Below are 22619 nucleotides of genomic sequence, written 5' to 3' on the forward strand. Positions count from 1 at the left end.
CTGTGTACACGCAGGTTCCCGCGCCACTCGGCGGCAGTCTCGGTTGGTCCGCCCTCGTGTCCGCCCTGCCCCTGATCGTGCTGTTCGTGCTGCTGGGCGTGTTCCGCGTCCGCGCGTGGCTGGCCTCGCTCATCGCGCTCGCGTTGTCGATCATCGGCGCGATCGCGGTGTACGGCATGCCGGCCGGACCGGCGTTCGACTCCGCGCTCGAAGGCGCGGCGTTCGGCCTGTTCCCCGCGCTGTGGATCGTGCTCAACTCCCTGTGGATCTACCAGATGACGAAGGTGTCCGGGCACTTCGACGTGCTGCGGCGGACCTTCGCGAAGATCAGCGACGACCAGCGCGTGCAGGGCGTGATCATCGCGTTCTCGTTCGGCGCGCTGCTGGAGGCGCTCGCCGGGTTCGGCGCGCCGGTCGCGATCTGCTCGGTGATGCTCGTGGCGGTCGGGCTGAAACCGCTGAAGGCGGCGACGGTCGCGCTCATCGCCAACACCGCGCCCGTCGCGTACGGCGCCGTGGCGCTGCCGGTGATCACGCTCGCCAAGGTGACCGGGCTGCCGCTGGACGACCTGGCGTCGATGACCGGCCGGCAGGTGCCGATCCTCGCGCTGATCGTGCCGCTGGTGCTCGTGATCGTGCTGGACGGGCGGCGCGGGCTGCGCCAGGCCTGGCCCGCGGCGATCGTGTGCGGCGTGAGCTTCGCCGTCGTGCAGTACCTGATGGCGAACTTCGGGCCCGTGCAGCTAACGGACATCGCGGCGTCGCTCGTGTCCGCGGCGGCCGTGCTCGTGCTGCTGCGGTTCTGGAAGCCGAAACCGGCGGACGCGCCCGACCGCGCACCCGGCGATCGCGGTACGGAGCCCGTACCGACCGGGCCCGTCTCCGGCGGCGGCGCCGTGACCACCGCGGCGACGACGGCGGTGCGGGAGCGAACGGTCGTCGACTCGCGGGCCGACCAGGCCCGCTCGTTCGCGCCGTACGCGACGATCATCGTGCTGTTCTCCGTCGCGGCGATCCCGGCGGTGGCGGCGGCACTCGCGTCGACGACGAAGACGTTCAGCTGGCCCGGCCTGCACGTCGTGACGTCGGCGGGCAAGCCGCTGAGCCTGGTGTCGTACAAGTTCGACTGGCTCGCAGACAGCGGCACGGTCCTGTTCATCGCCGGGATCGTCTCGGCGTTCCTGCTCAAGGTGCCGCTGCGGGACGCGGTCCGCGCCTACGGGCAGACGATCGTGCAGCTGCGCACGGCCGGGCTCACCGTGATGGCCGTCCTCGCGCTCGCCTACGTGATGAACATGTCCGGGCAGACGGCCACGCTCGGGCTGTTCCTCGCCGGTGCCGGCGGCCTGTTCGCGCTGCTGTCGCCGCTGCTGGGCTGGTTCGGTACCGCGGTGACGGGATCGGACACGTCGTCGAACTCGCTCTTCGGCGCCCTGCAGGTCGCGGCCGCACACGGCGCGCAGCTGCAGCCGGTGCTGATGGCGGCGGCGAACAGCAGCGGCGGGGTCCTCGGGAAGATGATCAGCCCGCAGAACCTCGCGATCGGCGCCAGTGCGGTGGGGCTGGCCGGCAAGGAGGGCCTGCTGTTCCGGCGGGTGCTCGCGGCGTCGGCGGTGTTCGTGCCGCTGATGTGCGTCCTCGTCTACCTGCAGTCCACCCCGATGCTGTCGTGGATGGTGCCGTGAACCGGGTGGCGAGCGAAGCCGTGGAGGAGGCCAACGCCGCGATCGGCGCGGCCGTCTCCACGTGCTCGCTGCCCTCCGGCGACGAAGCCGTGCTCCTGGAGGTGCAGTACGAGCTGATCGAGCTCGCCGACGCCCTCGCCGCGGGAGTGCCGGTGCCGGAGCTGCCGCGGCTGTGGCGGGCGGCGCGGGACCACGGAGCGGTCGTGGTCCCGCGTGGCTTCGCCGTGCTGGGCGGGCTCAGCGCCGCGGCCGGGCTGCTGAAACTCGCGCGGGCGGTGCTGCGCCGGGCCGCGCGGGAGGCGCCGGACGACGCCGTGGCCGTGCTCGACCGGGCGAGTGCGGTCCTGCTCGCCTTCGCGTTCCGCGCGGAGGAGCGGGAACGGTCGCTCGGGTACGTCGGATCGTGTGCCGACTAGTGTGGTCATACCAACAAAGAGGTCATATTGACACTACCTGCGAGCTCCGATTACCTTGAGTGAGCACTACGCGGTGAAGAGGAACTCCGGTGAGAATCCGGGCCGGTCGCGCCACTGTGATCGGACCCCGCCCGGCGGGGTCCGCAGGCAGACCCTCTCGCCGCGTCCATCCTTGAGCGGGTCGCACGAACCCGAGGAGGAGCGTGACCATCATGGGGATGTCGAGGGACCGGTCATGACGTCCGAGGCGGCCTGGGAGCCGGTCCGGCGCGTGCGGATGCACGAACAGGTGCTGGCGCAGATCGAGGAGAAGATCCTCGACGGCAGCCTGCGCGCGGGGGAGAAGCTCCCCAGCGAGCGAGAGCTCGTGAGCGCGCTCGGGGTGAGCCGGACCAGCGTCCGCGAAGCCCTGCGCGCCCTCGAAGCGATGGGGATCATCGAGGCCCGCACGGGTTCGGGCGCCGACGCCGGGTCCGTCGTCACGGCGCGTTCGACCCCGGCGCTGACCAACCTGCTGCGGCTGCACCTCGCGCTCGCGCGCATCAGCCTGGCCGATCTCGTCGAGACGCGCGTGCAGCTGGAACGCAACGCGGCCCGCGGCGCCGCGGCGACCCGCACCCCCGAGGACGTGGCCCGGCTGGCGGCGCTCGTCGACGGGATGCGCGCCGCGGACCAGGAGTACCAGCAGTTCAACGCGCTGGACACCGAGTTCCACGTGAGCATCGCCCGCATCTCTGGCAACGCGCTGGCCACCGACCTGATGCAGGCGCTGCGCGGCGCCGTCGAGTCGGAGATGGCGGCGGCCTTCGCGCGGCTGCCCGACTGGCGCGCCGTCGCGGCCGGCCTCGTGACCGAGCACGAGGCGATCCTGCGCGCCGTCGAGGCCGGCGACGGGGATCGCGCGGCCGACCTCGTGGCCGACCACATCACCCGCTTCTACCAGGACCGGGTGCTCAACCCCTGAAAGCGATCGATGGCGGTGCCGGGATCCGGCCCGAACGTGGTGGGTCGAGGCGGCGGCCGCTCTCGCCGATCTGACCGGAGTTCGGTTCACACTGCCGCGCGGTGCGGTATCGACTAAAGTCATTTGCCTCCTTTTTCGAGAGGGAGGAGTCGGTGATGAGCGACCTCCCCACTTCACAGCACAGCCGGCGGGACGTGTTGCGCGCCGCCGCCGCCATCACACTGGGTTCGGTGGCACTGGGCGCCTGCGCCTCCGAGGACGACACGGGGGGAACCGCCCGTGGCCAAGCTCCGCAGGAGACCTTCAGTGAACCGTCCACAAAGCTCTCCGGTGAGCTGAAAATCCTTCTCTGGAGCCATTTCGTGCCAGACCACGACGTGTGGTTCGATCGGTTCGCGCAGGACTGGGGGTCGCGGGTCGGCGTCAAGGTGACCGTCGACCACATCGACCAGGCGCAGATCCCCACCCGGATCGCGGCCGAGATCCAGGCGGGACAGGGCCACGACCTCATCCAGTACATCGCGACGCTGTCGCAGTTCGAGCCGAGTGTGCTGGACCAGCGCGACCTGGTCAGCGAAGCGACCGGGCGCTGGGGGAAGCAGCTCCCGCTGTGCGAGAAGTCGAGCCTCAACCCCGCGACCGGCAAGTTCTACGCGTACTCGCCGGGCTGGGTACCCGACCCGGGCAACTACCGCAGGTCGCTGTGGGAGCCGGTCGGCCTGCCGAACGGCCCCGCCACGTGGGACGAGCTGCTCACCGGTGCGGCGCGGATCAAGAACAGCAAGGGAATCCCGCTCGGCCTCGGCATGTCCCAGGAAATCGACTCCAACATGGTGCTGCGCGCGCTGATGTGGTCCTACGGCGCGTCCGAGCAGGACGCGAACGAGCGGGTCACGCTCAACTCGCCGCAGACGGTCGCGGCCGTCGAGTACATGACGAAACTCTACGGGCAGGCCATGACGCCCGAGATCTTCTCCTGGAACGCGGCGAGCAACAACCAGGGTCTCGTCGCCGGCAAGCTGTCCTACATCGTCAACTCGATCTCCGCCTGGCGGACCGCCGCCTCGTCGAACCCGAGCGTCGCCGATGACACGTTCTTCGTTCCGGCGCTGCGCGGACCGGACACCGCGCTGGCCGCACAGCACGTGCTGTACAACTGGATCATCCCGCGGCACGCCACCGGGGTACCCGCGGCCAAGGAGTTCCTGCTCCACTACACCGCGAACTTCGCCTCGGCGACCTACCAGTCCAAGCTGTACGACTTCTCCGCGTGGTCCTCACTGACCCCCGAGCTGCCGAACTGGCTCGCGAACGACCCGTTCGGCTCCCGGCCGCCCGACAAGCTGAAGCTCCTCGCCGACGCCGTGCCGTGGAGCGCCAACATCGGCTACCCGGGCCCGGCCAGCACGGCCATCGGCGAAGTGTTCAGCACCTTCGTCATCCCCAACATGTTCGCCCGCGCGGTACGCGGCGAAGCCACCCCGCAGCAATCGGTCGCCGAGGCGGAGGGACAGGTCAACGCGATCTTCACCAAGTGGCGTGCTGCCGGGCTCGTCGGCGGCTGAGTGCGATGGCGGTCGTCGAGGTTCGCGACCTGGTCAAGCGGTTCGACGGTGGGCACGGGCCCGCCATCGACCGGGTGAGCCTGGCCGCCGCGGCCGGTGAGTACCTGGTGCTGCTCGGCCCGTCGGGCTGTGGCAAGACGACCTTGCTGCGGACCATCGCCGGGCTGGAACGGCCGACCAGCGGCGATGTGCTGATCGACGGGCACGTGGTGACCGGACTGCCACCCCGCGCGCGCCAGATCGCGATGGTGTTCCAGAGTTATGCCCTGTACCCGCACAAGACGGTCCTGGCCAACATCGTGTTCCCGCTCCGGGCCGTGGGCGTGGCCAAGGGGGCCCGCGAGCGCAAGGCCCGCTGGGCGGCCGAGCTCCTGGGCCTCGAACCGCTGCTGCAGCGGAAGCCGCGACAGCTCTCCGGTGGCGAACGGCAGCGGGTGGCACTCGCCCGGGCGCTGGTGCGCGACCCCCAGGTGTTCCTCCTCGACGAGCCCTTGTCGAACCTGGACGCGAAGCTGCGGGCCAGCGCACGCGACGAGCTCAAGCGGTTCCAGCAGGACGTGGGAACCACGACGATCTACGTGACCCACGACCAGGCCGAAGCGATGGGGCTCGGTGACCGGATCGCCGTGCTCAACGCAGGCCGGGTGCGCCAGGCGGGCCCGCCGGTGGAGGTCTACGACAACCCGGCCGACACCTTCGTGGCGACGTTCATCGGCTCGCCACCGATGAACCTGATCCCGCACGCCGAGCTGCTGGTCGGGTTCCGCCCGGAGCACCTGCTGCCGGTCGAGAACGTCCCGGCCGGCGAGCGGGTCACGATGCCACTGGCCGTGGAGCGGCTCGAGTACCTCTCCGGCGACCGGCACGTGTACGGCACCGTGTCCCGGATCGGTGAGCCCACCCGGGTGGTCGCGCGGCTACCGGCCACAGTGGACACCGCGATCGTGGTGGGCGAGACACACGATTTCGCCGTGCCCGGCTCACGCCTGCGGTTCTTCGACTCGGAGAGCGGGCAACGCTCCGAGCCGGTCCGGGTGGGCGGTGGGTGAGATGGCCACGACGACCGACACGGTCACCAGCGCCGCGACCGCCCCGGCACGGCGCCGGCTGGCCGACCGCGACGGTCTGCTGGCGTGGGGTTTCCTGCTGCCCAGCATCGTCTACATCGTCGCGCTGGTGGGCGTTCCGTTCGTGCTCGCCATCGCGTTCGCGTTCTCGGACGTGACCGCCGGGGACCCCTCGTTCGATTTCGTCGGCGTCCGCAACTTCTCACGGGTCTTCCACGACCCCGTGTTCTGGCGGGCACTGAGCAACACGTTCGTGTTCACGGTGATCTCGATGGTCCTGATCGTGGTGCTGGGCAAGGTGCTCGCCAACATCCTCATCGCGGACTTCCGCGGCAAGTGGGTGGTCCGGTTCCTGGTCCTGCTGGCGTGGACGACACCGGTGGCCCTCTCGTCGATCTCGTGGCTCTGGCTGCTGGATTCCATCTACTCGCCGATCGACTGGATGCTGCGGCAGTTCGGCGCGCTCGGCCCGGCGGAGAACGTGTACTGGCTCGGCCGGCCCGGCCTGTCGATGGCCTCGGTGATCGCGGTCCACGTCTGGCGGCTGACCCCGCTGGCCGCGGTGATCATGATGGCCGGGTTGATGGCCATCCCCAAGGACATCGACGAGGCCGCGCGGGTCGACGGGGCGGGGTACTGGCGCAGGATGTTCGAGATCACGATCCCGCTGGTCCTCCCGGTGGCGGCGGTCGCCGCGCTGTTCGGCGCCATCTTCACCTTCACCGACATGGCCGTGGTCCGCGTGCTCACCCGGGGCGGCCCGAACGACGCCACGCAGGTGCTGGCCAGCTGGGCGTTCTACCGCGGCATCGACGGCGGTGACGTCGGCCAGGGCGCGGTCATCGCGCTGTTCCTGTTCCCGTTGCTGCTCGCCGCGGCGGTGCTCATCCTGCGCGCGGTGCGGAGGATCGAGGTGCGATGACCACAGCGGAGGAGGCCGGCCGGCTGCGGCAGCGGTACGCCAGGCGCCACGTGCTCGCCCGGGTGGGCCTGTACCTGGCGGCGATCCTCGCGGCGCTGATCTGCGCGGCGCCCTTCCTGTGGAGCCTGATCACGGCGTTCAAGCAGAACCGCGATCTGTACAACCCGCAGAACAACCCGTTCGTGTTCAACCGGCCGCCCACCTCGGACCACGTCGCCTTTCTGTTCACCGACACCGAGTTCCTGACTTTCGCGGCGAACACCCTGCTCGTCGGGATCCTGGTCGTGCTGATCACGCTCGCGCTCGGCCTGCCCGCCGCCTACGCGCTCGCCCGGCTGGACCGTCCGTGGTCCGGGCCGATGGCGATCGGCATCTTCCTCGTCTACCTCGTGCCACCCAGCCTGTTGTTCCTCGCGCTGTCGCGGATCGTGGTGGCCGTCGGGCTCCAGGACTCGACGTGGTCGCTGGTCCTGATCTACCCGACCATCACCATCCCGGTCTCGGTCTGGCTGCTCATGGGATTCCTCAAGAACATCCCGAAGGACATCGAGGAGCAGGCCATGGTCGACGGCTACAGCCGGGTGGGTGCGTTCGTGCGGGCCGTCCTGCCGCTCGCGTACCCCGGCGTCGTCGCGGTGGTCGTGTTCGCGTTCACCCTGACCGCGAGCGAGTTCATCTACGCGCTCGCCTTCGTCGCGCCGACGGACCAGATGCCGGTGAGCACCGGGGTCCCGACGCAGCTGGTACGCGGTGACGTGTTCTTCTGGCAGTCGCTGCAGGCGGCCACCGTGCTGGTGGCGGTGCCGATCGCCCTGGTGTTCACCTGGTTCCTGGACCGGTTCGTCGCCGGGTTCACGATGGGCGCGGTCAAGGAATGAGGCGCCGATCGGGTTCCGGCCGAGTGCGGCGGCCGGAGCGGTTCCGGGGCCGCGGAACGGCTTCGGAAACCGGGCTGCGCCGGGGCTTCGAGGTCGACGGCGCCTACGCTGGGCGACGGAGATCACCGACCCCGGGGAGTGGAACCATGGCTGACGAGGCCACCGCGCTGGCTGCCTTCGGCTACGAACTGGGCGTGCTCAAGCGCGTCCGCCGCGCGGGCTGGTGGCAGGCCGGCGTGCGTGATCCCGAGTCGGTGGCCGAGCACAGCGTGCGGGCGGCGCAGCTCGCCGCCCTGCTGGCCGCCGAGGAAGGCGCGTCGCCCGAACGGGCGGCGTTCCTCGCGTTGTGGCACGACACGCAGGAGACCCGGACGGGCGACTTGCCGCATTCGGCGCAGCCGTACCTCGTGAAGCCGGATCCGCGCGCGATCACCGCCGACCAAACGGCCGCGCTGCCCGCGCGTTCCGGTTCGGCCGTGCGGTCCGCCGTGGACGAGTACGAAGCCCGGTCCACGGTGGCGGCCCGCTGCGCGAAAGACGCCGACAAGCTCGAAATGCTCCTGCAGGCGCTGGAGTACCGCGCAGCCGGGGTGTCCACAGTGGAGGAATGGATCTCGTCGGCGCGCGCGGACCTGTTCACGGACACCGCGCGGCGCGTGGCGGACGCCGCGGTGGCCTTGTCGCCGCTCGCTTGGCGCACGCTCTGAGTACCGCGATGGTTGGAAGATCGCCGGCCGGGGAACATTGCTCGCGAGAGACGGGAGGCAAGGCGATGAAGTGGAGGATCACGGCGCTACTGGCGGGCGTGGCGGCGGCCGCGGCCACGACGGCCACGATCGGCTTCGCGGGTGAGGCGAGCGCGGCCACGGCACCGTGCAGCACCGCGGCGAAAGCCTGCGTCCAGCTGCACACCGGCAAGGCCTGGCTGATGGACCACGGCTCCGTCCTGCGCGGCGCCGTCCCCATCACGGCGGGCAAACCGGCCTTTCCGACGCCGCGGGGCACGTTCCGCGTGCAGTACAAGGACATCGACCACTACAGCAAGCAGTTCAACGGCCCAATGCCGTACTCGGTCTTCTTCACGACCACCGGCGTCGCGTTCCACCAGGGCAGCCTGAAGGTCCAATCGCACGGCTGCGTCCACCTCTCCCACGCCGACGCGGTGGCGTTCTACCACGCCCTCCACCCGGGCGATGTGGTGGAAGTGGTGAAGTAGGGAAAGTTCCCGGGCTGCCGGGGTGGGGGACGGAGTGGTTTCGCGCCCCGGCGGCTCGTTTTGGCTCTGCTGTGCGCAGGTCTTGACGGCTCTGGGCTCGCCACCTCCGCGGAGAGGGGATCGGTGCGCGTAAGCCCTGGCAGCGGGTGGTGTGCGAATCGGCTCCTCGCGCAGGTGCGGTCACTGGTCTGAACCCCTGCCGCCGGCCTGGCAGGATGGTCAGGTGGCGGCGAAGCAGGGGGAGCGGCCCGCGCTGGGGCGGGAGTTCGCAAAGGTCTGGGCGGCGTCCTCGGTGTCCGTGCTGGGGGACGGGGTGCGGGTGGCGGTGCTGCCGCTGCTCGCGGCGGCCGTGGCGCCGACGCCGGGGGCCGTGAGCGCGGTGGCGGTGGCCGGGTCGGTGCCGTGGGTGCTGTTCTCGCTGTTCGGCGGGGCGCTCGCGGACCGGCACGAGCGGCGGCGGCTCATGTGGCGCACGGACGCCGTGCGGGCGGTGCTGGTCGCGGCGGTGGCGGCGTGGGTGTTCGTGAGCCTGCCGCCGGTCTGGGTGCTCGCGGTGCTGACGTTCGCGTTGGGGTGCGCGGAGACCGTGTTCGACAACGCGGCCACGGCGTTGCTGCCGGACGTCGTCGCGGCCGACGGGCTCGACGCGGCGAACGGGCGGCTGCAGGGCAGTCAGGTGGTCGGGCTGCAGTTCCTCGGGCCGCCGGTGGGGGCGGCCCTGTTCGCGGTCGCGGCCGGGGCGCCGCTGGTGGTGGACGCGGTGTCGTTCGCGCTCGCGGCGTTGCCGGTGCGGTCCGTGCGCGCCGCGCCGGGTGCCGGCCGGACGAGCAAGGCGTCGATGCGCGCGGACATCGCCGAAGGCGTGCGGTGGTTGTGGGGCCACCGGGGGTTGCGGCTGCTCGCGTGCGAACTGGGGGTGGCCGCGCTGGCGGTGCAGCTCGCGACGTCCGTACTGGTCCTGCTCGTCGTGCAGACGTTGCACGCGCCGGAGTTCGTCTACGGGCTCGTGCTCGCCGCGGGCGCCGCCGGTGGGCTGGCGGGGTCGTTCGCGGCGGGGCCGCTCAAGGCGCGGCTCGGGCTCGGTGCCCGGATCGCCGTGGCGATCACCGCGCTCGGTGTCGCGCTGGTCGTGGCCGGGCTGGCGACGTCGGTGGTCCTCGTGGCCGGGATGTACGCGCTGGGCAGCTTCGGCATCGTCGTGTGGAACGTGCAGGCGGTGTCAGTGCGCCAGCGGCTCGTCCCGCGTGAGCTGCGCGGCCGCGTGAGCAGCGCGTACCGGCTGATCGGCTGGGGCGGCATCCCGGCCGGCGCCGCGCTGGGCGGGGTGCTCGGCACGGCGGCGGGGGTCCGCGCGCCGATCGTCGCCGGTGGGTGCCTGGCGCTGGCGTCGCTCGTGCTGGTGCCGCGGCTGGCGAAGCTGGAGCGGGCCTAGGCTGGCGGTATGGACCTCGCCGTGCGCTACGGGCCCGAGCCCGATCACCTCGCCGACGTCGTGTTTCCGCCGAACCCCGCAGCCCCGCTCGTTCTCGTGCTGCACGGGGGTTCGTGGCTCGCCGACATCGACCGCAGTTACCTCGACCCCGTCGTGCGCGCGCTGACGCGGCACGGGTTCGCCGTCGCGAACGTCGAGTACCGCCGGGTCGGCGGGGGCGGCGGCTGGCCCGCGACGTTCGACGACGTCGCCCTCGCCGTGGCCACCCTGCCCGGACTGATCGACGCGCAGCGGCCCGGCAGCGTGGACGTCGCGCGGACGGTGGTGCTCGGCCATTCCGCGGGTGGCACCCTCGCCTTGTGGGCCGTGCACCGCGGCGCCGAGCTCGCGGGTGTCGTCGCCCTGGCCCCGGTCGCCGACCTGGCGGACGCCGAGCGGCGGGAGCCCGGCGGCACCGTCGCGGCGTTGCTCGGCGGCGGGCCCGAGGAGGTCCCGGACCGTTACGCCGCCGCCGATCCGGCAGCGCTCGGCCGGCCGGAAGTGCCGGTGGTGCTGCTGCACGGCGATCGTGATTCGGCCCTCCCGGTGGAGCTGTCGCGGGCGTACGCCGGGAAAACGGGCGCGGAACTGCTCGTCGTCCCCGGGGCCGGCCACTTCGACGTGGTGGCCCCGGACGGTCCCGCGTGGACGTCCTTGGTGGACACCCTCACCAAACTGTCCACTGTGGAACGGGGCTGATCCGGTGGAGTGCCCGTTGCCCGCCATCGGGTTCGTGCGCACCGCCCGCACCGAGCTCGAGCGCACTCCCGTGCAGGCCGGCGCCAACCGCGGCGAGGAAGGCGTGCTGGAGATCGCCGGCGAGTACGTCGAAGGGCTCGCCGGGCTGGCCGCGTTCGACTACGCCTGGCTCCTGAGCTGGCTCGACCGCCCCGACCGGCCGACGACGAGCCTCACGCAGGTGCCCTACCTGCTGCGCCGCGAGCAGCGCCGCATGGGGATCTTCGCGATGCGCGGCCCGCGGCGCGTCAACCCGATCGGGCTCAGCCTGGTCCGGATCCTCGGCGTCGAAGGCCGCGAGGTCCGCTTCGCCGGCGTCGACCTGCTCGACGGCACCCCGGTGCTCGACCTCAAGCCCTACGTCACGGCCTCGACCGCCCGCCGGGCGAGCCGAGCTGCGGCTGGTTCGACGACGTCTCCGTCGCCGAGGGCACCACGCCGGAGGACCTCGCGCCCGGGGGCTGACGGGGAGGTGTTAGCCGCGCTAAGGGATCGCGTCACAGATCACCGCTGGTCGCGGTCCCGGCGCGAACCTAGCGTCGTTCGTGGTCCTGAAACCCGACGACGCCAAGGAGAACCCGAGTGGACGCCGGCACCCCCACCATGATCCTGACGGCCGCGCTCATGCACGGCCTCGGCATGCACACCGGCGCGTGGATGGCGCGCGAAGGCGACGCCGGTGACCACCTGACCCCCGCGCTGTACCAGGACATCGCCCGCACCGCCGAAGCCGGGAAGCTGCACGCGATCTTCCTCGCCGAGCAGATGACCAACCAGGAGGTCGGCACCGAACGCCCGTGCGGCGCGCTCGACACCGTCACCGTGCTGTCGCTCATGGCCGGCATCACCGACCGGATCGGCCTGGTCGGCACGGGCTCGACCACCTACAACCAGCCCTACGACCTGGCGCGGCGCTTCGCGACGCTCGACCACCTCAGCCAGGGCCGCGTCGGCTGGAACTCCATCGCCACGCAGAACCCGACCGTCATGGAGCAGTTCGGCGGCGGCGCGCACCCGGACCACGCCGAGCGCTACTCCCGCGCCGACGAGTTCATCGACGTGGTCCTCAAGCTCTGGGACAGCTGGGAGGAAGGCGCGCTGGTCGGTGACAAGGAAGCCGGTGTGTTCGCCGACCCGGACCGGGTGCACGAGATCAACCACGTCGGCGAGCACTTCGCGGTGAAGGGCCCGATGCCGTTCGCGCGCTCGCCGCAGGGCCGTCCGGTGATCTTCCAGGCCGGCTCCTCCGACCGCGGCCGCGACCAGGCCGCCAAGTACGCCGACGTCGTGTTCACGGCCCAGCACGTGATCGAAGACGCCGTCGCGTTCCGCGCCGACATGCGCCGCCGCGCCGCCGAGTACGGCCGCGATCCGGAGAGCATCAAGATCCTGCCCGGCATGTCCGTGGTCCTCGGCGCCACCGAGAAGGCCGCGCAGGAGCGCAAGCAGCTGATGGACGAGGTGTTCGGGGTGAGGGCGAACCTCAAGAAGCTGTCCAAGCGCGTCGGCCTGCCTGCCGAGGTGCTGGAGCTCGACGAGAAGTTCCCCGCGCACCTGCTCGGCCCCGACGCGGAGTTCACCGGCTCCATCGGGTTCCGCCGCAGCATCGTGAACCTCGCGATCAAGGAGGACCTCACGGTCCGCGAGCTGATCGCGAGCTACGGCGGTGGCCACCACCAGGTCGTCGGGACCGCCGAGCAGGTCGCCGACCAGATGCAGGAGCGCCTCGGGGCCGGCGCGGCCGACGGCTTCACGCTCATGGTCGACATGCTCCCCTCGGGTGTGCACGACGCCGTCGAGCTGCTCGTGCCCGAGCTGCAGCGCCGCGGTCTGTTCCACACCGACTACGAGCACGACACACTGCGCGCGAGCCTCGGCCTGCCCGCGCCGTCGGCTGTGTCGTCGCTGCTCGCGGCCCGCTGAAGGAGGGAGACACGATGACCGCACTGCTGAGCACCGGGGGAGACCCCGTGCGCGTGCTGGGGATCGGCGGCACGCTGCGGCCCGGCTCGACGTCGGAGCGCGCGCTGCGCCACGCGCTCGCGGCGGCCGCCGCCGAAGGGGCCGAGACCGAGCTCATCACGGCGGCCGAGCTGACGCTGCCGATGTACGACCCGGGTGCCGCGCCCCCGACCGCGGAGGCGGTGCGGCTGCTCGAAGCCGTCCGGCGCGCCGACGCGCTCGTGGTGTCCGTGCCCGGCTACCACGGCGGGATCTCCGGGCTGCTGAAGAACGCGCTCGACCACCTGCAGGAGCTGGCCGAGGACGAAGTCCCCTACCTCGACGGCAAAGCCGTCGGCTGCGTCGTCGCCACCGGCGGCTGGCAGGCCGGAGTCACCACGCTGACGTCGCTGCGCTCGACCGTGCACGCCCTGCGCGGGTGGCCGACGCCGCTGGGGGTCGTCGTGAACTCGGCGACCCGGCCCTTCGGCGCCGACGGCGTGATCGCCGACGCGAAGGTCGGCGACCAGCTGGCCACGGTGGGCCGTCAGGTGTGCGGGTTCGCGCGGCTGTGGAGCGCGGCGTGACGCTGTCGCCGGCCCGGGAGGTGGTCGAGGCCGCCGGGGTGACCGGCGCGGCCGCGGCCCTCTCCCGGGGCGAGGTCGTGCTGATCGCGGGTGACGCGGGGGCCACGCTGGTGGCCGCCGCGGAGCTCGTCACCGGGGAGACGGTGCGGTTCCTGGCCACGCGCGGGATGCCGGTCGGCTGCGCGCTGCCAGGCGTGGCGCTGGACCGGCTCCGGATCCCGGCGATGGTCCCGGGTTCCGCCGTGCACGTCGGCGTCTCGCACGGCGGCTCACCGGCCCGCACGCTCCGCGCGCTGGCCGACCCGGCGTCGCAGCGCCACGACTTCCGGATACCGGGCCCGGTGTTCCCGACCCGGACGCAGCCACTCGGCGTGCTGACGCGGCCCGGCTTGCCGGAAGCCGCCGCGGATCTGGTGCGCATCGCGGGCTGCGCACCCGCCGCGGCTTTCGTGGAACTCAGCGCGGCCGCCGAGGGCACCGGCCTCCCGGTGGTCTCCGTCGACGACGTGGTGGCCTACCGGCGGACGCACGAGCGGCTCGTCGAACGGGCCGCCGTCGCCCGGCTTCCGTTGGCGCACGGCGGTTTCCGCGCACTCGGCTACCGGGATCGGGTCGACGGCGGCGAGCACGTCGCCCTCGTCCGCGGTGAGCCGGACCGCGACGCCGTGGTGCGCGTGCACGTCGAGTGCCCGGCCGGCGACGCGTTCGGCGCCCGGCACTGCGGCTGCGCGCAGGCGGTCCGCGATTCGCTCGCGGAGATCGCGCGAGCCGGGTCCGGGGTGCTGGTCTACGTCCGCGGCCGCCGGTCGCTGTGGTCCGCGTTGCGCGAGCACGCCGGGCCGGACGCGCGCACCGACCACGTCGCGGACCAGATCCTGCGCGACCTCGGGCTCAGCGGGCCGGGCTGATCTGCAGCAGCTTCGGGGACACCGCGAACCCGTGCCGCTCGTACGCGGAGATCGCCCGCGCCGACGAGTGCACGGTCACGCGCTCCAGCCCCAGCTCGGCGGCCAGACGCAGGAGCGCGTCGATGAGCCGGCCGCCGAGCCCGAAGCTGCGGCCTTCCGGCACGACGTAGACGCACTGGAGGTCCCCGGAGAACCGCTCGACGGCCGCGGGAGCCGGCACCCGCGCGGTGATCGCGAGGAAACCCATGCCGAGCACGGTGCCGTCGCCGACCGCGACCACGCACCGGTGCGTGGCGGCGTTGTCGCGGGCCCACGAGGCGAAGGCGTCGACGAACGCGCCGCGCCGATCGTCCGGCAGGCCGTCCCGCTCGGCCACCCAGCGCCACCGCAACGCGGCGACGGCTTCGAGTTCGGCGGGACGGGCGGGGCGGATCTCGACGTGGTCCACGGGTCCATCTTGGCCCGGCCGAGGGTAAAGGAACCTTTACTTTCGGCTGTTCGTTGTCGCGGCATGGTTCGCACAGTGATCGAGCTCGGGCGCCGGGACCTGCTCGTCGTCGCCGGGCTGCCCGGTGCGGGCAAGACGACGATGCTCCGCCGCGCCGCCGGCCCGGTGCGCGTGCTCGACTCCGACCAGGTGCGGCAGCGGCTCGACGCGATCGTGCCCGCCGCGGTCCCGTACCGGCTGTACCGGCCGGTGGTGCACCTGTGCCACCGCGCGCGGATCGTGCTGTCCGCGGCCCTGCGCCGCGGCCCGCTCGTGGTGCACGAACCCGCCACGCGGTCCTCGACAAGGCGGTGGCTCACCGCCGTGGCCGCCGGCACCCGGCGCCCGGCCCGGCTGCTGTGGCTCGACGCCACGGCCGAGCAGGCCCTGGCGGGGCAGCACAGCCGGGCGCGGGTGGTGCGGAGCCGCTCGTTCGCGCGCCACGTGGCGAGGGCGCGCGCCGTGCGCGAAGACCTGCGCGCCGGGCGGGTGCCCCCGGGGTTCGACAGCGCCCAGGTCATCACCCGCTCGGCCGCACGGCACGCCGTGCTCGCCCTCAGGTCAGGCGCCGGCGCACCCACCAGAAGGTCAGGGCCACGCAGCCCGCGGCCAGCAGCGCGAACAGACCGGCCTCGCACAGCTGCAGCGACCAGAACCGGCCGGCCGGCTGCACGGGGTACAGGCGGGTGAACCCGGCCCGCGCGAGCGTGTCCACCGGTTCCATGCCGGGCACCGGCGGCCGCGGAACGCCGGCCAGCGCGAGGGTTTCGTCGTAGCCGTGGATCGCGCCCGCGAGGTCGCGGAACACCTCCGTGCCGGCGTGCAGATCGCCCGCGTGCGTCTGCTCGGTCAGCACGGGGGCGAGCAACCGCGGCCGCACGAAGTTCTTCACCACCACGACCACCGGGAGGAATCCGGCGAGCGCGACCGCGGCGCCGGCGAGCGTCCGCCGGAACACCGCCCCGCCCGCCACGCCGAGGGTGAACCCGAACAGACACGTCAGCGGGAACGACACGAGCCCGAAGTCGAACGTCGGGAACCAGCCCTCGAGCGGCGTCGCCGGCGCGAACCACCACGCGTGCGCGGCCGCGAACACCAGCCCGTAGACCACGGAGAACGCCCCGCCGAGCAGGAGCCGGGAGCCGAGCCAGCGGGTCCGCGTGACCGACTGGGTCCAGGCGAAGCTGTACGTGTGGTGTTCCAGTTCGGCGGCCACCAGCGGGGCGCCGAGGAAGATGCCGAGCGCGGCCGGCAGCAGCGTGAGCAGCACCTGCGCGTAGTTGTGCACGAAGGAGATCAGCCCGGGCCACGCACCGCAGCGCGGGTCGGGTGCGCCGGCGAAGCACTGGGGCAGCTCAGTCGCGGGCAACGAACCGCGCATGCCGGCCCCCATCGCGACGTATCCGGCCGCCAGCACGACGAAGAGCGCGGCGAGACCGAGCAGCCGGGTGCGGTCCTGGCGCCAGGAAACCCAGATCACGCGGCGGCCCCCTTCGCCCGAGCGGTCGCGAGGTGGTGCAGCACCAGGGTTTCGAGCGACACCGGCTCGGCCCGCCAGCGTGGGGGCGGTGCCGGGTTCGGCCCGCGCACCAGCAGAGACGCAGCGGATCCGCGGTGTTCGACGGAGACGACGCGGCCGCCGACCTCGTCCACAGTGGACGAAGGGCCCGTGAGCAGCGTGTGCGCGGTCATCAGCTCGTCGACGTCACCGGCGAGCACCACCCGCCCGTGCTCGAGGACCACGACGTAGTCGCACAGCCGCTCCAGCTCGGCCACGACGTGCGAGGACAGCACGACGGTGCACTCGTGGTCGGCCTTCGCCGCCATGAGCGTGCCCATCAGCTCGCGCCGCGCGAGCGGGTCGAGGCTCGCCACCGGCTCGTCGAGGACCAGCAGCTCCGGCCGCCGGGCCAGTGCGACGCTCAGCGCCACCTGGGCGCGCTGCCCGCCGGAGAGCCCGGCGACCCGCCGGCCGAGCGGGATGTCCAGCTCGCGCATCCGCGCCACCGCCGTGTCCTGGTCCCAGCGGTGGTTGAGCCGGCGCGCCGCCTCGAACACCTCGCGCACGCGGAACGACTCGTACAGCGAATGCCGCTGGTCGAGGTACGCGACGCCGTCGTCCGGCCGGCCGGCGCGGACGGGCCGCCCGAGCAGTTCGAGGTGTCCGGCCGACGGCCGCCGCAGCCCCGCCAGCAGCGACAGCAGGGTCGACTTCCCCGCGCCGTTGGGCCCGACGAGGCCGACCACGCGGCCGGCGCCGATCTCGAGTGTGCAGTCCCGAAGCCCCCAGGTGCGACCGTAGCGCCGGCCGAGGCCGTGGGTCGCGATCGCCGGTGTGCTCACTCGTTCTCCTTCCCCGATCGTGGATTCCCGTCCCCGCGGTGCTCGCGCAGGACGGCCGAGACCAGGGCTTCGACGTCCTCGGCCGCGAGCCCGGCCGCCCGCGCCTCGGTGAGCCACCGCGCGAGCGAAGCGCGCAGTTGCGTGCGCCGTTCCGGCGAGACGCCGCCGGCTTCGCGCGTCACGAAGGTGCCCTGCCCGGGCTTGGCTCGCACCACGCCCCGGCGGTCCAGCTCGCGGTAGGCCTTCTGCACGGTGTTGGGGTTGACGACGAGCCGCCGCGCGACCTCCTTGACCGTCGGCAGCTGCTCGCCCCGCCTCAGCTCACCGAGCCGGACGGCGTCCTCGACCTGCCGCACCAGCTGCAGGTACGGCGGTACGCCGGAACCGCTCTCGAACCGGAACTCGAACACCCTGGTCTCCATTGTCCTAAATAACTAGGGACATAGGGTAACGGCCGGTCAGGAGCCTGGTGAACCGGGACCTAGTGGGCGCTCATGATCCGCCGGCGCAGTCCGCCGTCCGGCTCCTCGCCCGGGCCGAGGTCGAGGCGGACGGTGTGGACGACCCCGGTGAAGGCGTTGTCGCCGGCGGGGTAGGCGTCGGACACGGGCGTGCCGAGGTCGACGCCGACGTCGAGCGTTTCGTCGAAGGAGAAGTAGTACGGGATGGTCCGCCCGATCCGCGCGGCCGCGAGCTTCTCGCCGTCGGCGGTGAGCACGGCGTCGCCGCCGAGGCCGAGGCCGCCGCCGTCGTAGGTGAACTCCACGCGCACCTCGTGCCGGCCCGGCGCGAGCGGATCCGGTGCGGCGGCGGTGAGGAGTTCCAGTCCGAAGAAGTTGTAGACGTAGGCCGGACAGCCGTCGGCGAAGTACAGCGCCCAGCCGCCGAACCGGCCGCCCTGCGCGATCACCACTCCGGCCGCGTCGGCGGGCACATCGAGGTCGGCGGTGATGGTGTGCGAGCGGTTCTTGACGTTCGGCGTCGTCTCCTCGGTGAACCGGCGCATCCCGCCCCGGTAGGTCACCGCGCTGCGCCGGCCGAGCAGGTCGAGCCGGCCCGCGAGCACGGGGTTCTCGCGTTCGGTCACGCGGTCGTCGAGCGGGAACACCTGGTGCTTCGCGGCTTCGACGAGGAAGAGGTCCTGCAGCTCCCGCAGTTTCGCCGGCCGCGCGGCGGAGAGGTCGTGGGCCTGGCTCCAGTCGCGGGTGAGGTCGTAGAGCTCCCAGACGTCGTCGGCGAACCGCCGCCGGCCCGCCGGCACCATCTCCCACGGCACGCCGTGGCGCGTGGCCGCGAGCCAGCCGTCGTGGTAGATGCCGCGGTTGCCGCACATCTCGAAGTACTGCGTGTGGTGGCGTTCGGGCGCGGCCGCGTCGGTGATCGTCTCGCGCAGGCTCACGCCTTCGATCGGCTGCTGCTGCACTCCGTCGACGCTGTGGGGCGCGGGGATGCCGGCGCAGTCGAGGATCGTGGGCAGCACGTCGATCACGTGCCCGAACTGGTGGCGCAGCCCGCCGGGCTCGGCGCCGCCGCCCGGCCAGTGCAGGATCAGCCCGTCGCGGACACCCCCGAGGTGGGAGGCGACCTGTTTCGTCCACGGGTGCGGCGTGTTCATCGCGAGCGCCCAGCCGGCGGGTGCGATGGGGTAGGTGCCGGGATCGCCGATCTCGTCGAGGTGCCGGATCATCTCGGCGGGGTCGTCGACGAGCCCGTGGCCGAGCCGGTGCTCGACGAGCGTGCCCTCGATCCCGCCTTCGCCCGAGGCGCCGTTGTCGCCCAGCAGGTAGAGGAAGAGCGTGTCGTCGAGGACGTCGAGTTCGTCCAGCGCGGTCACGAACCGGTTCACCTGCGTGTCGGCGTGCTCGACGAACCCGGCGAAGGTCTCCATGAACCGCGCGGCCAGCCGCCGGCGGGTGTCGTCGAGCTCGGCCCAGTGCGGTACCCCCTCGGCCCACGGCGCGAGGTCCGCGCTCTCCGGGACGACACCGAGGTCCTTCTGCCGTGCCAGGGTCAGCTCCCGCTGCCGGTCCCAGCCGTGGTCGAAGCGGCCGCGGTAGCGCTCGCGCCACTCGCGCCCGACGTGCAGCGGGGCGTGTGCGGCGCCGAGCGCGAGGTAGGTGAAGAACGGGCGGTCCGGGGTGAGCGTGCGCTGCGTGCGAACCCAGTCGATCGCGTGGTCCACGAGGTCTTCGGTGAGGTGGTAGCCGTCCTCGGGGCGCCGCTCGGGCTCCACGGGCGTGGTGCCCTGGTAGAGCAGCGGGTACCAGTGGTTCATCTCCGCGCCGAGGAAACCGTAGAAGGTGTCGAAGCCCTCGCCCGTCGGCCACCGGTCGAACGGGCCGACGGCGCTGATCTCGCGCGGCGGCGTCTGGTGCCACTTGCCGAACGCCGCGGTGCTGTACCCGTTGCCCTGCAGGATCTGCGCGAGCGTCGCGGCGCTGCGCGGGCGGAACCCGTGGTACCCGGGCGCCGACGTGGCCATCTCGGTGGTGCCGCCCATGCCGACGGAGTGGTGGTTGCGGCCGGTCATGAGGGCCTGGCGGGTCGGGGAACACAGGGCGGTGACGTGGAAGCGCGTGTACCGCAGGCCACCGGCGGCGAGGCGGTCGGCGGCGGGCGTGGCGCACGGCCCGCCGAACGCGCTCGACGTGCCGTACCCGAGGTCGTCGGCCAGCACAAGGACCACGTTCGGCGCACGCCGCGGTGGGGGAACGGGCCCGATGGGCGTCCCCGCGCCACGCTGGTCGCGCACGTCGAGCGCGGTCGCCGCGGGCACGCGGACGTCCGGGCGCGGCAGCACGTGCCGGTCGGCGGGGAACGCGGACATGGGCGGCTCCTTCCACTGTGGACGGACGAGGGCCCGGCCGTCCTGGAACGAGCTTGGCGCCGCGCGGATCGCCCGGCCAGGAGCCGGACGGGGGTGGCCGAGACCGGTTTTCGATCACGCCGGTAGACGAACGTTATGGGCCCTCGTCAGGCCGGCGCGCGCGACGAACCCTCGTCGGCGAGCGCGAGGAACCGGTCGGCGGCGGGGGAAAGCGGCCCGGGCCGCCACACCATCCGGCCGCGGCGCACCAAGGGCGGGTCGAGCGGCACGGTCACCGCGCCCTGGCGGCGCGCGTCCTCGGCCATCGCGCGCGGCAGCAACGCGGCACCCGCGCCGGCGAGCACGAGCGGCACCATCATCGCCCGGTGCTCGGTCTCCACGACCACGCGCGGTTCGGCCGTGCCGCGCAGCGCTTCCTCGACGAGCCAGCGGGTCGCGGTGCCGGGCGGGGTCGTGACGAGGTCCAGCCCGGCGAGCTCGGTGACGGGCAGCGCCTCGCTCACGGGGGAGTCCGCGGGCAGCACCGCGAACACCTCCTGGGCGGCGAGGTCGCGCCCGGCCAGGCCCGCCGTTTCGGCGCCGGACTCGACGAGCCCGACTTCGGTCTGCCCGTCGCGCACTCGGCCGACCACGTCCGAACCCGTCTCGGGAGCCCGCACGCGCACGAGCACCTTCGGGTGCGCCGCGCGGAACCGCCCGAGCAGGCGGGCCAGCGGGTCCACGGCGAGCGTGGTCTGCGACGCGAGGTCGAGCGTCCCGCCACCGAGGCCGAGCACCTCGCGCACGGACGCGTCGGCAGTGCTGAGGTCGCGCAGGATCCGCCGCGCCGGTCCGACGAGCGCTTCACCCGCGGGCGTGAGGGCGGCACCGTGGGGCAGCCGGTGGAACAGCAGCCCGCCCAGCTCCTTCTCCAGGCCGCGCACGGCGTGCGAGAGCGACGGCTGCGCCACGTGCAGCCGCCGCGCCGCGTTGGTGAAGCCGCCGTGGTCGACGACCGCGAGGAAGTACTGCAGTTGCCGGCGCTCCATTCCCGTCAGGCTACGGGCGCGGGCCGCCGCAGCGCCTGCCGGCGCAACCGCGTGAACTGCTTGGCGCTGTTGAGCGCGAAGACCCCCACCGTGGTGCCGTCGCGCCGGTACGTCGCGACGAACGCGGCGTCGTCCGGGCCGCCCAGTTCGAACACGACCTCGTCGTCCGGGCGCGGGTGCCCGGCGAGCTGCAGGGTGCCCGCGTACTGGTCCGACCAGACGTAGCCGCTGGGCGTGTAGTGGCGGGTGGTCGTGCCCGCGAGCAGGTTCGCGACGGCGACGCCCGCCTGTTCGCTCGCGTTGGTCCAGTGCTCGTGGCGGTGCCGCCGCCCGGTTTGCGCCGAGGTGTACGCGGCGACGTCGCCGACCGCGACCACGTTCGGCAGCGCGGTGACGAGCCCGGCGGACACGTGCACGCCGTTGCCGGCCTCGAGGCCCGAGTCCGCGAGCCACTCGGCCGCGGGCACCATGCCGATGCCGGCGACCACGACATCGGCGGGCAGCTCTTCGCCGCCGGCGAGCCGGACTCCGGTGACGCGGCCGCCGCCGGTGACCAGCTCGTCGACGGCCGCGCCGCAGCGCAGCACGGTGCCGTGGCGCTCGTGCAGCCGCGCGCACGCTTCGGCCAGCTGCGGGCCCAGCACGCGTTCGAGCGGCGCGGCCAGCGCTTCGAGCACGGTCACGTCGAGCCCGAGCGCGCGGCAGGTGGACGCGACCTCGGCGCCGATGAACCCGGCGCCGACGATCACCACCCGGGCGCCCGGCACCAGCTCTTCGCGCAGGGCCAGCGCGTCGTCGAGCGTGCGCAGCACGTGGACCCCGGCCACGCCCTCGGTCCCGGGCAGCCGTCGCGCGCGCCCGCCGGTGGCGAGCACGACGCCGTCGACCGCCAGCTCGCCGTCGGACAGCACGAGCCGTCCGGTCGCCGGGTCCAGGCGTTCCGCGCGGGTGCCGAGCCGCAGGTCGAGCGAGGCGAGGTCGTCGGCGTCGAGCAGGTCGAGCGAGGCGCGGTCCGAGGTGCCGGCGAGGAAAGCCTTCGACAGCGGCGGCCGGTCGTAGGGCAGGTGGGGTTCCTCGCCGACGAGGACGATCCGCCCGTCGAACCCCTGCGCGCGCAGCTCCTGCGCGGCGCGGGCCCCGGCGAGCGAGGCCCCGACGATCGCGACCGACTTCACGCCGCGTCCTCTTCGCTGCCGGCCGCTTCCGCCAGCACGTAGATCACGCCGGCTTCGACGAGGACGTCGTACGTGCGCACGGCTTCCTTCGCGGGCAGGCACGAGGGCAACCCGGTCCGCAGGTCGAACAGCGCCGCGTGCAGCGGGCACTCCACGAAGCAGCCTTCGAGCCAGCCGTCGGCGAGCGAGGCGTCCTGGTGGCTGCACGTGTCGCCGATCGCGTACAGCTCACCGTCGGCGTTGAACACCGCGATCGGCTCGGGCCCCGCGATCCGGACGGATTCGCCGGGGGGCAGTTCGTCCACCGTGCACGCGCGCAGCATCAGGGCCTCCGGGAGGAGCTCGGGGTGTGGGCTTGTGAGTTCGCAGTGTTGCGGATGGGGGAACGCAGTACGCGATAC

At 72.8% G+C, this 22619-nt stretch carries 23 protein-coding genes and 1 riboswitch; of the genes, 16 read left to right on the forward strand and 7 right to left on the reverse strand.

Annotation, left to right across the window (positions count from 1 at the left end; translation table 11 throughout):
• Positions 1-2 precede the first annotated feature (2 nt).
• The 15 genes from ACIA77_RS04480 (at position 3) to ACIA77_RS04550 (ending at position 14358) form a co-directional block, all read left to right on the forward strand.
• Positions 3-1685, forward strand: coding sequence for an L-lactate permease (locus tag ACIA77_RS04480; RefSeq protein WP_395884380.1), 1683 nt, complete (start codon positions 3-5; stop codon positions 1683-1685).
• Positions 1682-2101, forward strand: a complete 420-nt coding sequence (locus tag ACIA77_RS04485; protein ID WP_395884381.1) for a hypothetical protein — start codon at positions 1682-1684, stop codon at positions 2099-2101. The genes ACIA77_RS04480 and ACIA77_RS04485 overlap by 4 nt, the downstream gene beginning before the upstream one ends.
• A 24-nt stretch (positions 2102-2125) precedes the next feature.
• Positions 2126-2277: riboswitch (cobalamin riboswitch) on the forward strand.
• A 59-nt stretch (positions 2278-2336) separates the two neighbouring features.
• A complete protein-coding gene (locus ACIA77_RS04490; protein ID WP_395884382.1) occupies positions 2337-3065 on the forward strand; it encodes a FadR/GntR family transcriptional regulator in 729 nt (242 codons plus the stop codon).
• A 362-nt stretch (positions 3066-3427) separates the two neighbouring features.
• The gene (locus tag ACIA77_RS04495) at positions 3428-4630 is read left to right on the forward strand and encodes an ABC transporter substrate-binding protein (RefSeq protein WP_395884383.1); all 1203 of its coding nucleotides are present in this window, start codon (positions 3428-3430) and stop codon (positions 4628-4630) included.
• Positions 4631-4635: 5 nt separating this feature from the next.
• Positions 4636-5679 carry an ABC transporter ATP-binding protein gene (locus ACIA77_RS04500; RefSeq protein ID WP_395884384.1) on the forward strand — a complete coding sequence of 348 codons (1044 nt, stop codon included), beginning with the start codon at positions 4636-4638 and terminating at the stop codon, positions 5677-5679.
• A 1-nt stretch (position 5680) separates the two neighbouring features.
• A complete protein-coding gene (locus ACIA77_RS04505) occupies positions 5681-6619 on the forward strand; it encodes a carbohydrate ABC transporter permease (RefSeq protein WP_395884385.1) in 939 nt (312 codons plus the stop codon).
• Positions 6616-7497 (forward strand): carbohydrate ABC transporter permease, encoded by an 882-nt coding sequence (locus ACIA77_RS04510; protein WP_395884386.1) that lies wholly within the window; start codon positions 6616-6618, stop codon positions 7495-7497. Before ACIA77_RS04505 ends, ACIA77_RS04510 begins: the two co-directional genes overlap by 4 nt.
• 146 nt (positions 7498-7643) lie before the next feature.
• Positions 7644-8204, forward strand: coding sequence for an HD family hydrolase (locus tag ACIA77_RS04515; protein ID WP_395884387.1), 561 nt, complete (start codon positions 7644-7646; stop codon positions 8202-8204).
• A 65-nt stretch (positions 8205-8269) separates the two neighbouring features.
• Positions 8270-8713 (forward strand): L,D-transpeptidase, encoded by a 444-nt coding sequence (locus ACIA77_RS04520; RefSeq protein WP_395884388.1) that lies wholly within the window; start codon positions 8270-8272, stop codon positions 8711-8713.
• A 223-nt stretch (positions 8714-8936) separates the two neighbouring features.
• Complete coding sequence (locus tag ACIA77_RS04525) at positions 8937-10145, forward strand: MFS transporter (protein WP_395884389.1); 1209 nt, start codon at positions 8937-8939, stop codon at positions 10143-10145.
• Between the two features lie 9 nt (positions 10146-10154).
• The gene (locus tag ACIA77_RS04530; protein ID WP_395884390.1) at positions 10155-10883 is read left to right on the forward strand and encodes an alpha/beta hydrolase family protein; all 729 of its coding nucleotides are present in this window, start codon (positions 10155-10157) and stop codon (positions 10881-10883) included.
• Between the two features lie 16 nt (positions 10884-10899).
• Complete coding sequence (tsaA, locus tag ACIA77_RS04535) at positions 10900-11529, forward strand: tRNA (N6-threonylcarbamoyladenosine(37)-N6)-methyltransferase TrmO (RefSeq protein ID WP_395884391.1); 630 nt, start codon at positions 10900-10902, stop codon at positions 11527-11529.
• On the forward strand, positions 11505-12845 hold the full coding sequence (locus ACIA77_RS04540; RefSeq protein WP_395884392.1) for an NtaA/DmoA family FMN-dependent monooxygenase: 1341 nt from the start codon (positions 11505-11507) through the stop codon (positions 12843-12845). Before tsaA ends, ACIA77_RS04540 begins: the two co-directional genes overlap by 25 nt.
• Before the next feature lie 14 nt (positions 12846-12859).
• The gene (locus ACIA77_RS04545; RefSeq protein WP_395884393.1) at positions 12860-13450 is read left to right on the forward strand and encodes an NADPH-dependent FMN reductase; all 591 of its coding nucleotides are present in this window, start codon (positions 12860-12862) and stop codon (positions 13448-13450) included.
• A complete protein-coding gene (locus ACIA77_RS04550; protein ID WP_395884394.1) occupies positions 13447-14358 on the forward strand; it encodes a 3,4-dihydroxy-2-butanone-4-phosphate synthase in 912 nt (303 codons plus the stop codon). Before ACIA77_RS04545 ends, ACIA77_RS04550 begins: the two co-directional genes overlap by 4 nt.
• Here the strand turns inward: ACIA77_RS04550 and ACIA77_RS04555 are convergent.
• Positions 14342-14806 (reverse strand): GNAT family N-acetyltransferase, encoded by a 465-nt coding sequence (locus tag ACIA77_RS04555; RefSeq protein WP_395884395.1) that lies wholly within the window; start codon positions 14804-14806, stop codon positions 14342-14344. The two genes, ACIA77_RS04550 and ACIA77_RS04555, sit on opposite strands and share 17 nt — an antisense overlap.
• A 63-nt stretch (positions 14807-14869) precedes the next feature.
• Between ACIA77_RS04555 and ACIA77_RS04560 the strand changes: the two genes are divergently transcribed.
• Positions 14870-15535: an AAA family ATPase gene (locus ACIA77_RS04560; RefSeq protein WP_395884396.1), complete on the forward strand. Its 666-nt coding sequence runs from the start codon at positions 14870-14872 to the stop codon at positions 15533-15535.
• Positions 15536-16321: 786 nt separating this feature from the next.
• Here ACIA77_RS04560 and ACIA77_RS04565 read toward each other — a convergent pair.
• The 6 genes from ACIA77_RS04565 to ACIA77_RS04590 form a co-directional block, all read right to left on the reverse strand.
• Positions 16322-17188 (reverse strand): ABC transporter ATP-binding protein, encoded by an 867-nt coding sequence (locus ACIA77_RS04565; RefSeq protein ID WP_395884397.1) that lies wholly within the window; start codon positions 17186-17188, stop codon positions 16322-16324.
• A complete protein-coding gene (locus ACIA77_RS04570) occupies positions 17185-17598 on the reverse strand; it encodes a GntR family transcriptional regulator (protein ID WP_395884398.1) in 414 nt (137 codons plus the stop codon). The genes ACIA77_RS04565 and ACIA77_RS04570 overlap by 4 nt, the downstream gene beginning before the upstream one ends.
• Positions 17599-17669: 71 nt before the next feature.
• Positions 17670-20015: an arylsulfatase gene (locus ACIA77_RS04575; protein ID WP_395884399.1), complete on the reverse strand. Its 2346-nt coding sequence runs from the start codon at positions 20013-20015 to the stop codon at positions 17670-17672.
• A gap of 146 nt (positions 20016-20161) precedes the next feature.
• On the reverse strand, positions 20162-21043 hold the full coding sequence (locus ACIA77_RS04580; RefSeq protein ID WP_395884400.1) for a LysR family transcriptional regulator: 882 nt from the start codon (positions 21041-21043) through the stop codon (positions 20162-20164).
• A gap of 5 nt (positions 21044-21048) precedes the next feature.
• A complete protein-coding gene (locus ACIA77_RS04585; protein ID WP_395884401.1) occupies positions 21049-22218 on the reverse strand; it encodes an NAD(P)/FAD-dependent oxidoreductase in 1170 nt (389 codons plus the stop codon).
• The gene (locus ACIA77_RS04590; RefSeq protein ID WP_395884402.1) at positions 22215-22541 is read right to left on the reverse strand and encodes a bifunctional 3-phenylpropionate/cinnamic acid dioxygenase ferredoxin subunit; all 327 of its coding nucleotides are present in this window, start codon (positions 22539-22541) and stop codon (positions 22215-22217) included. The genes ACIA77_RS04585 and ACIA77_RS04590 overlap by 4 nt, the downstream gene beginning before the upstream one ends.
• Positions 22542-22619: the final 78 nt, after the last annotated feature.

Origin of the sequence: Amycolatopsis sp. NPDC051903, assembly GCF_044452505.1 — a bacterium.
In the GTDB taxonomy this organism is placed as follows: Bacteria; Actinomycetota; Actinomycetes; order Mycobacteriales; family Pseudonocardiaceae; genus Amycolatopsis.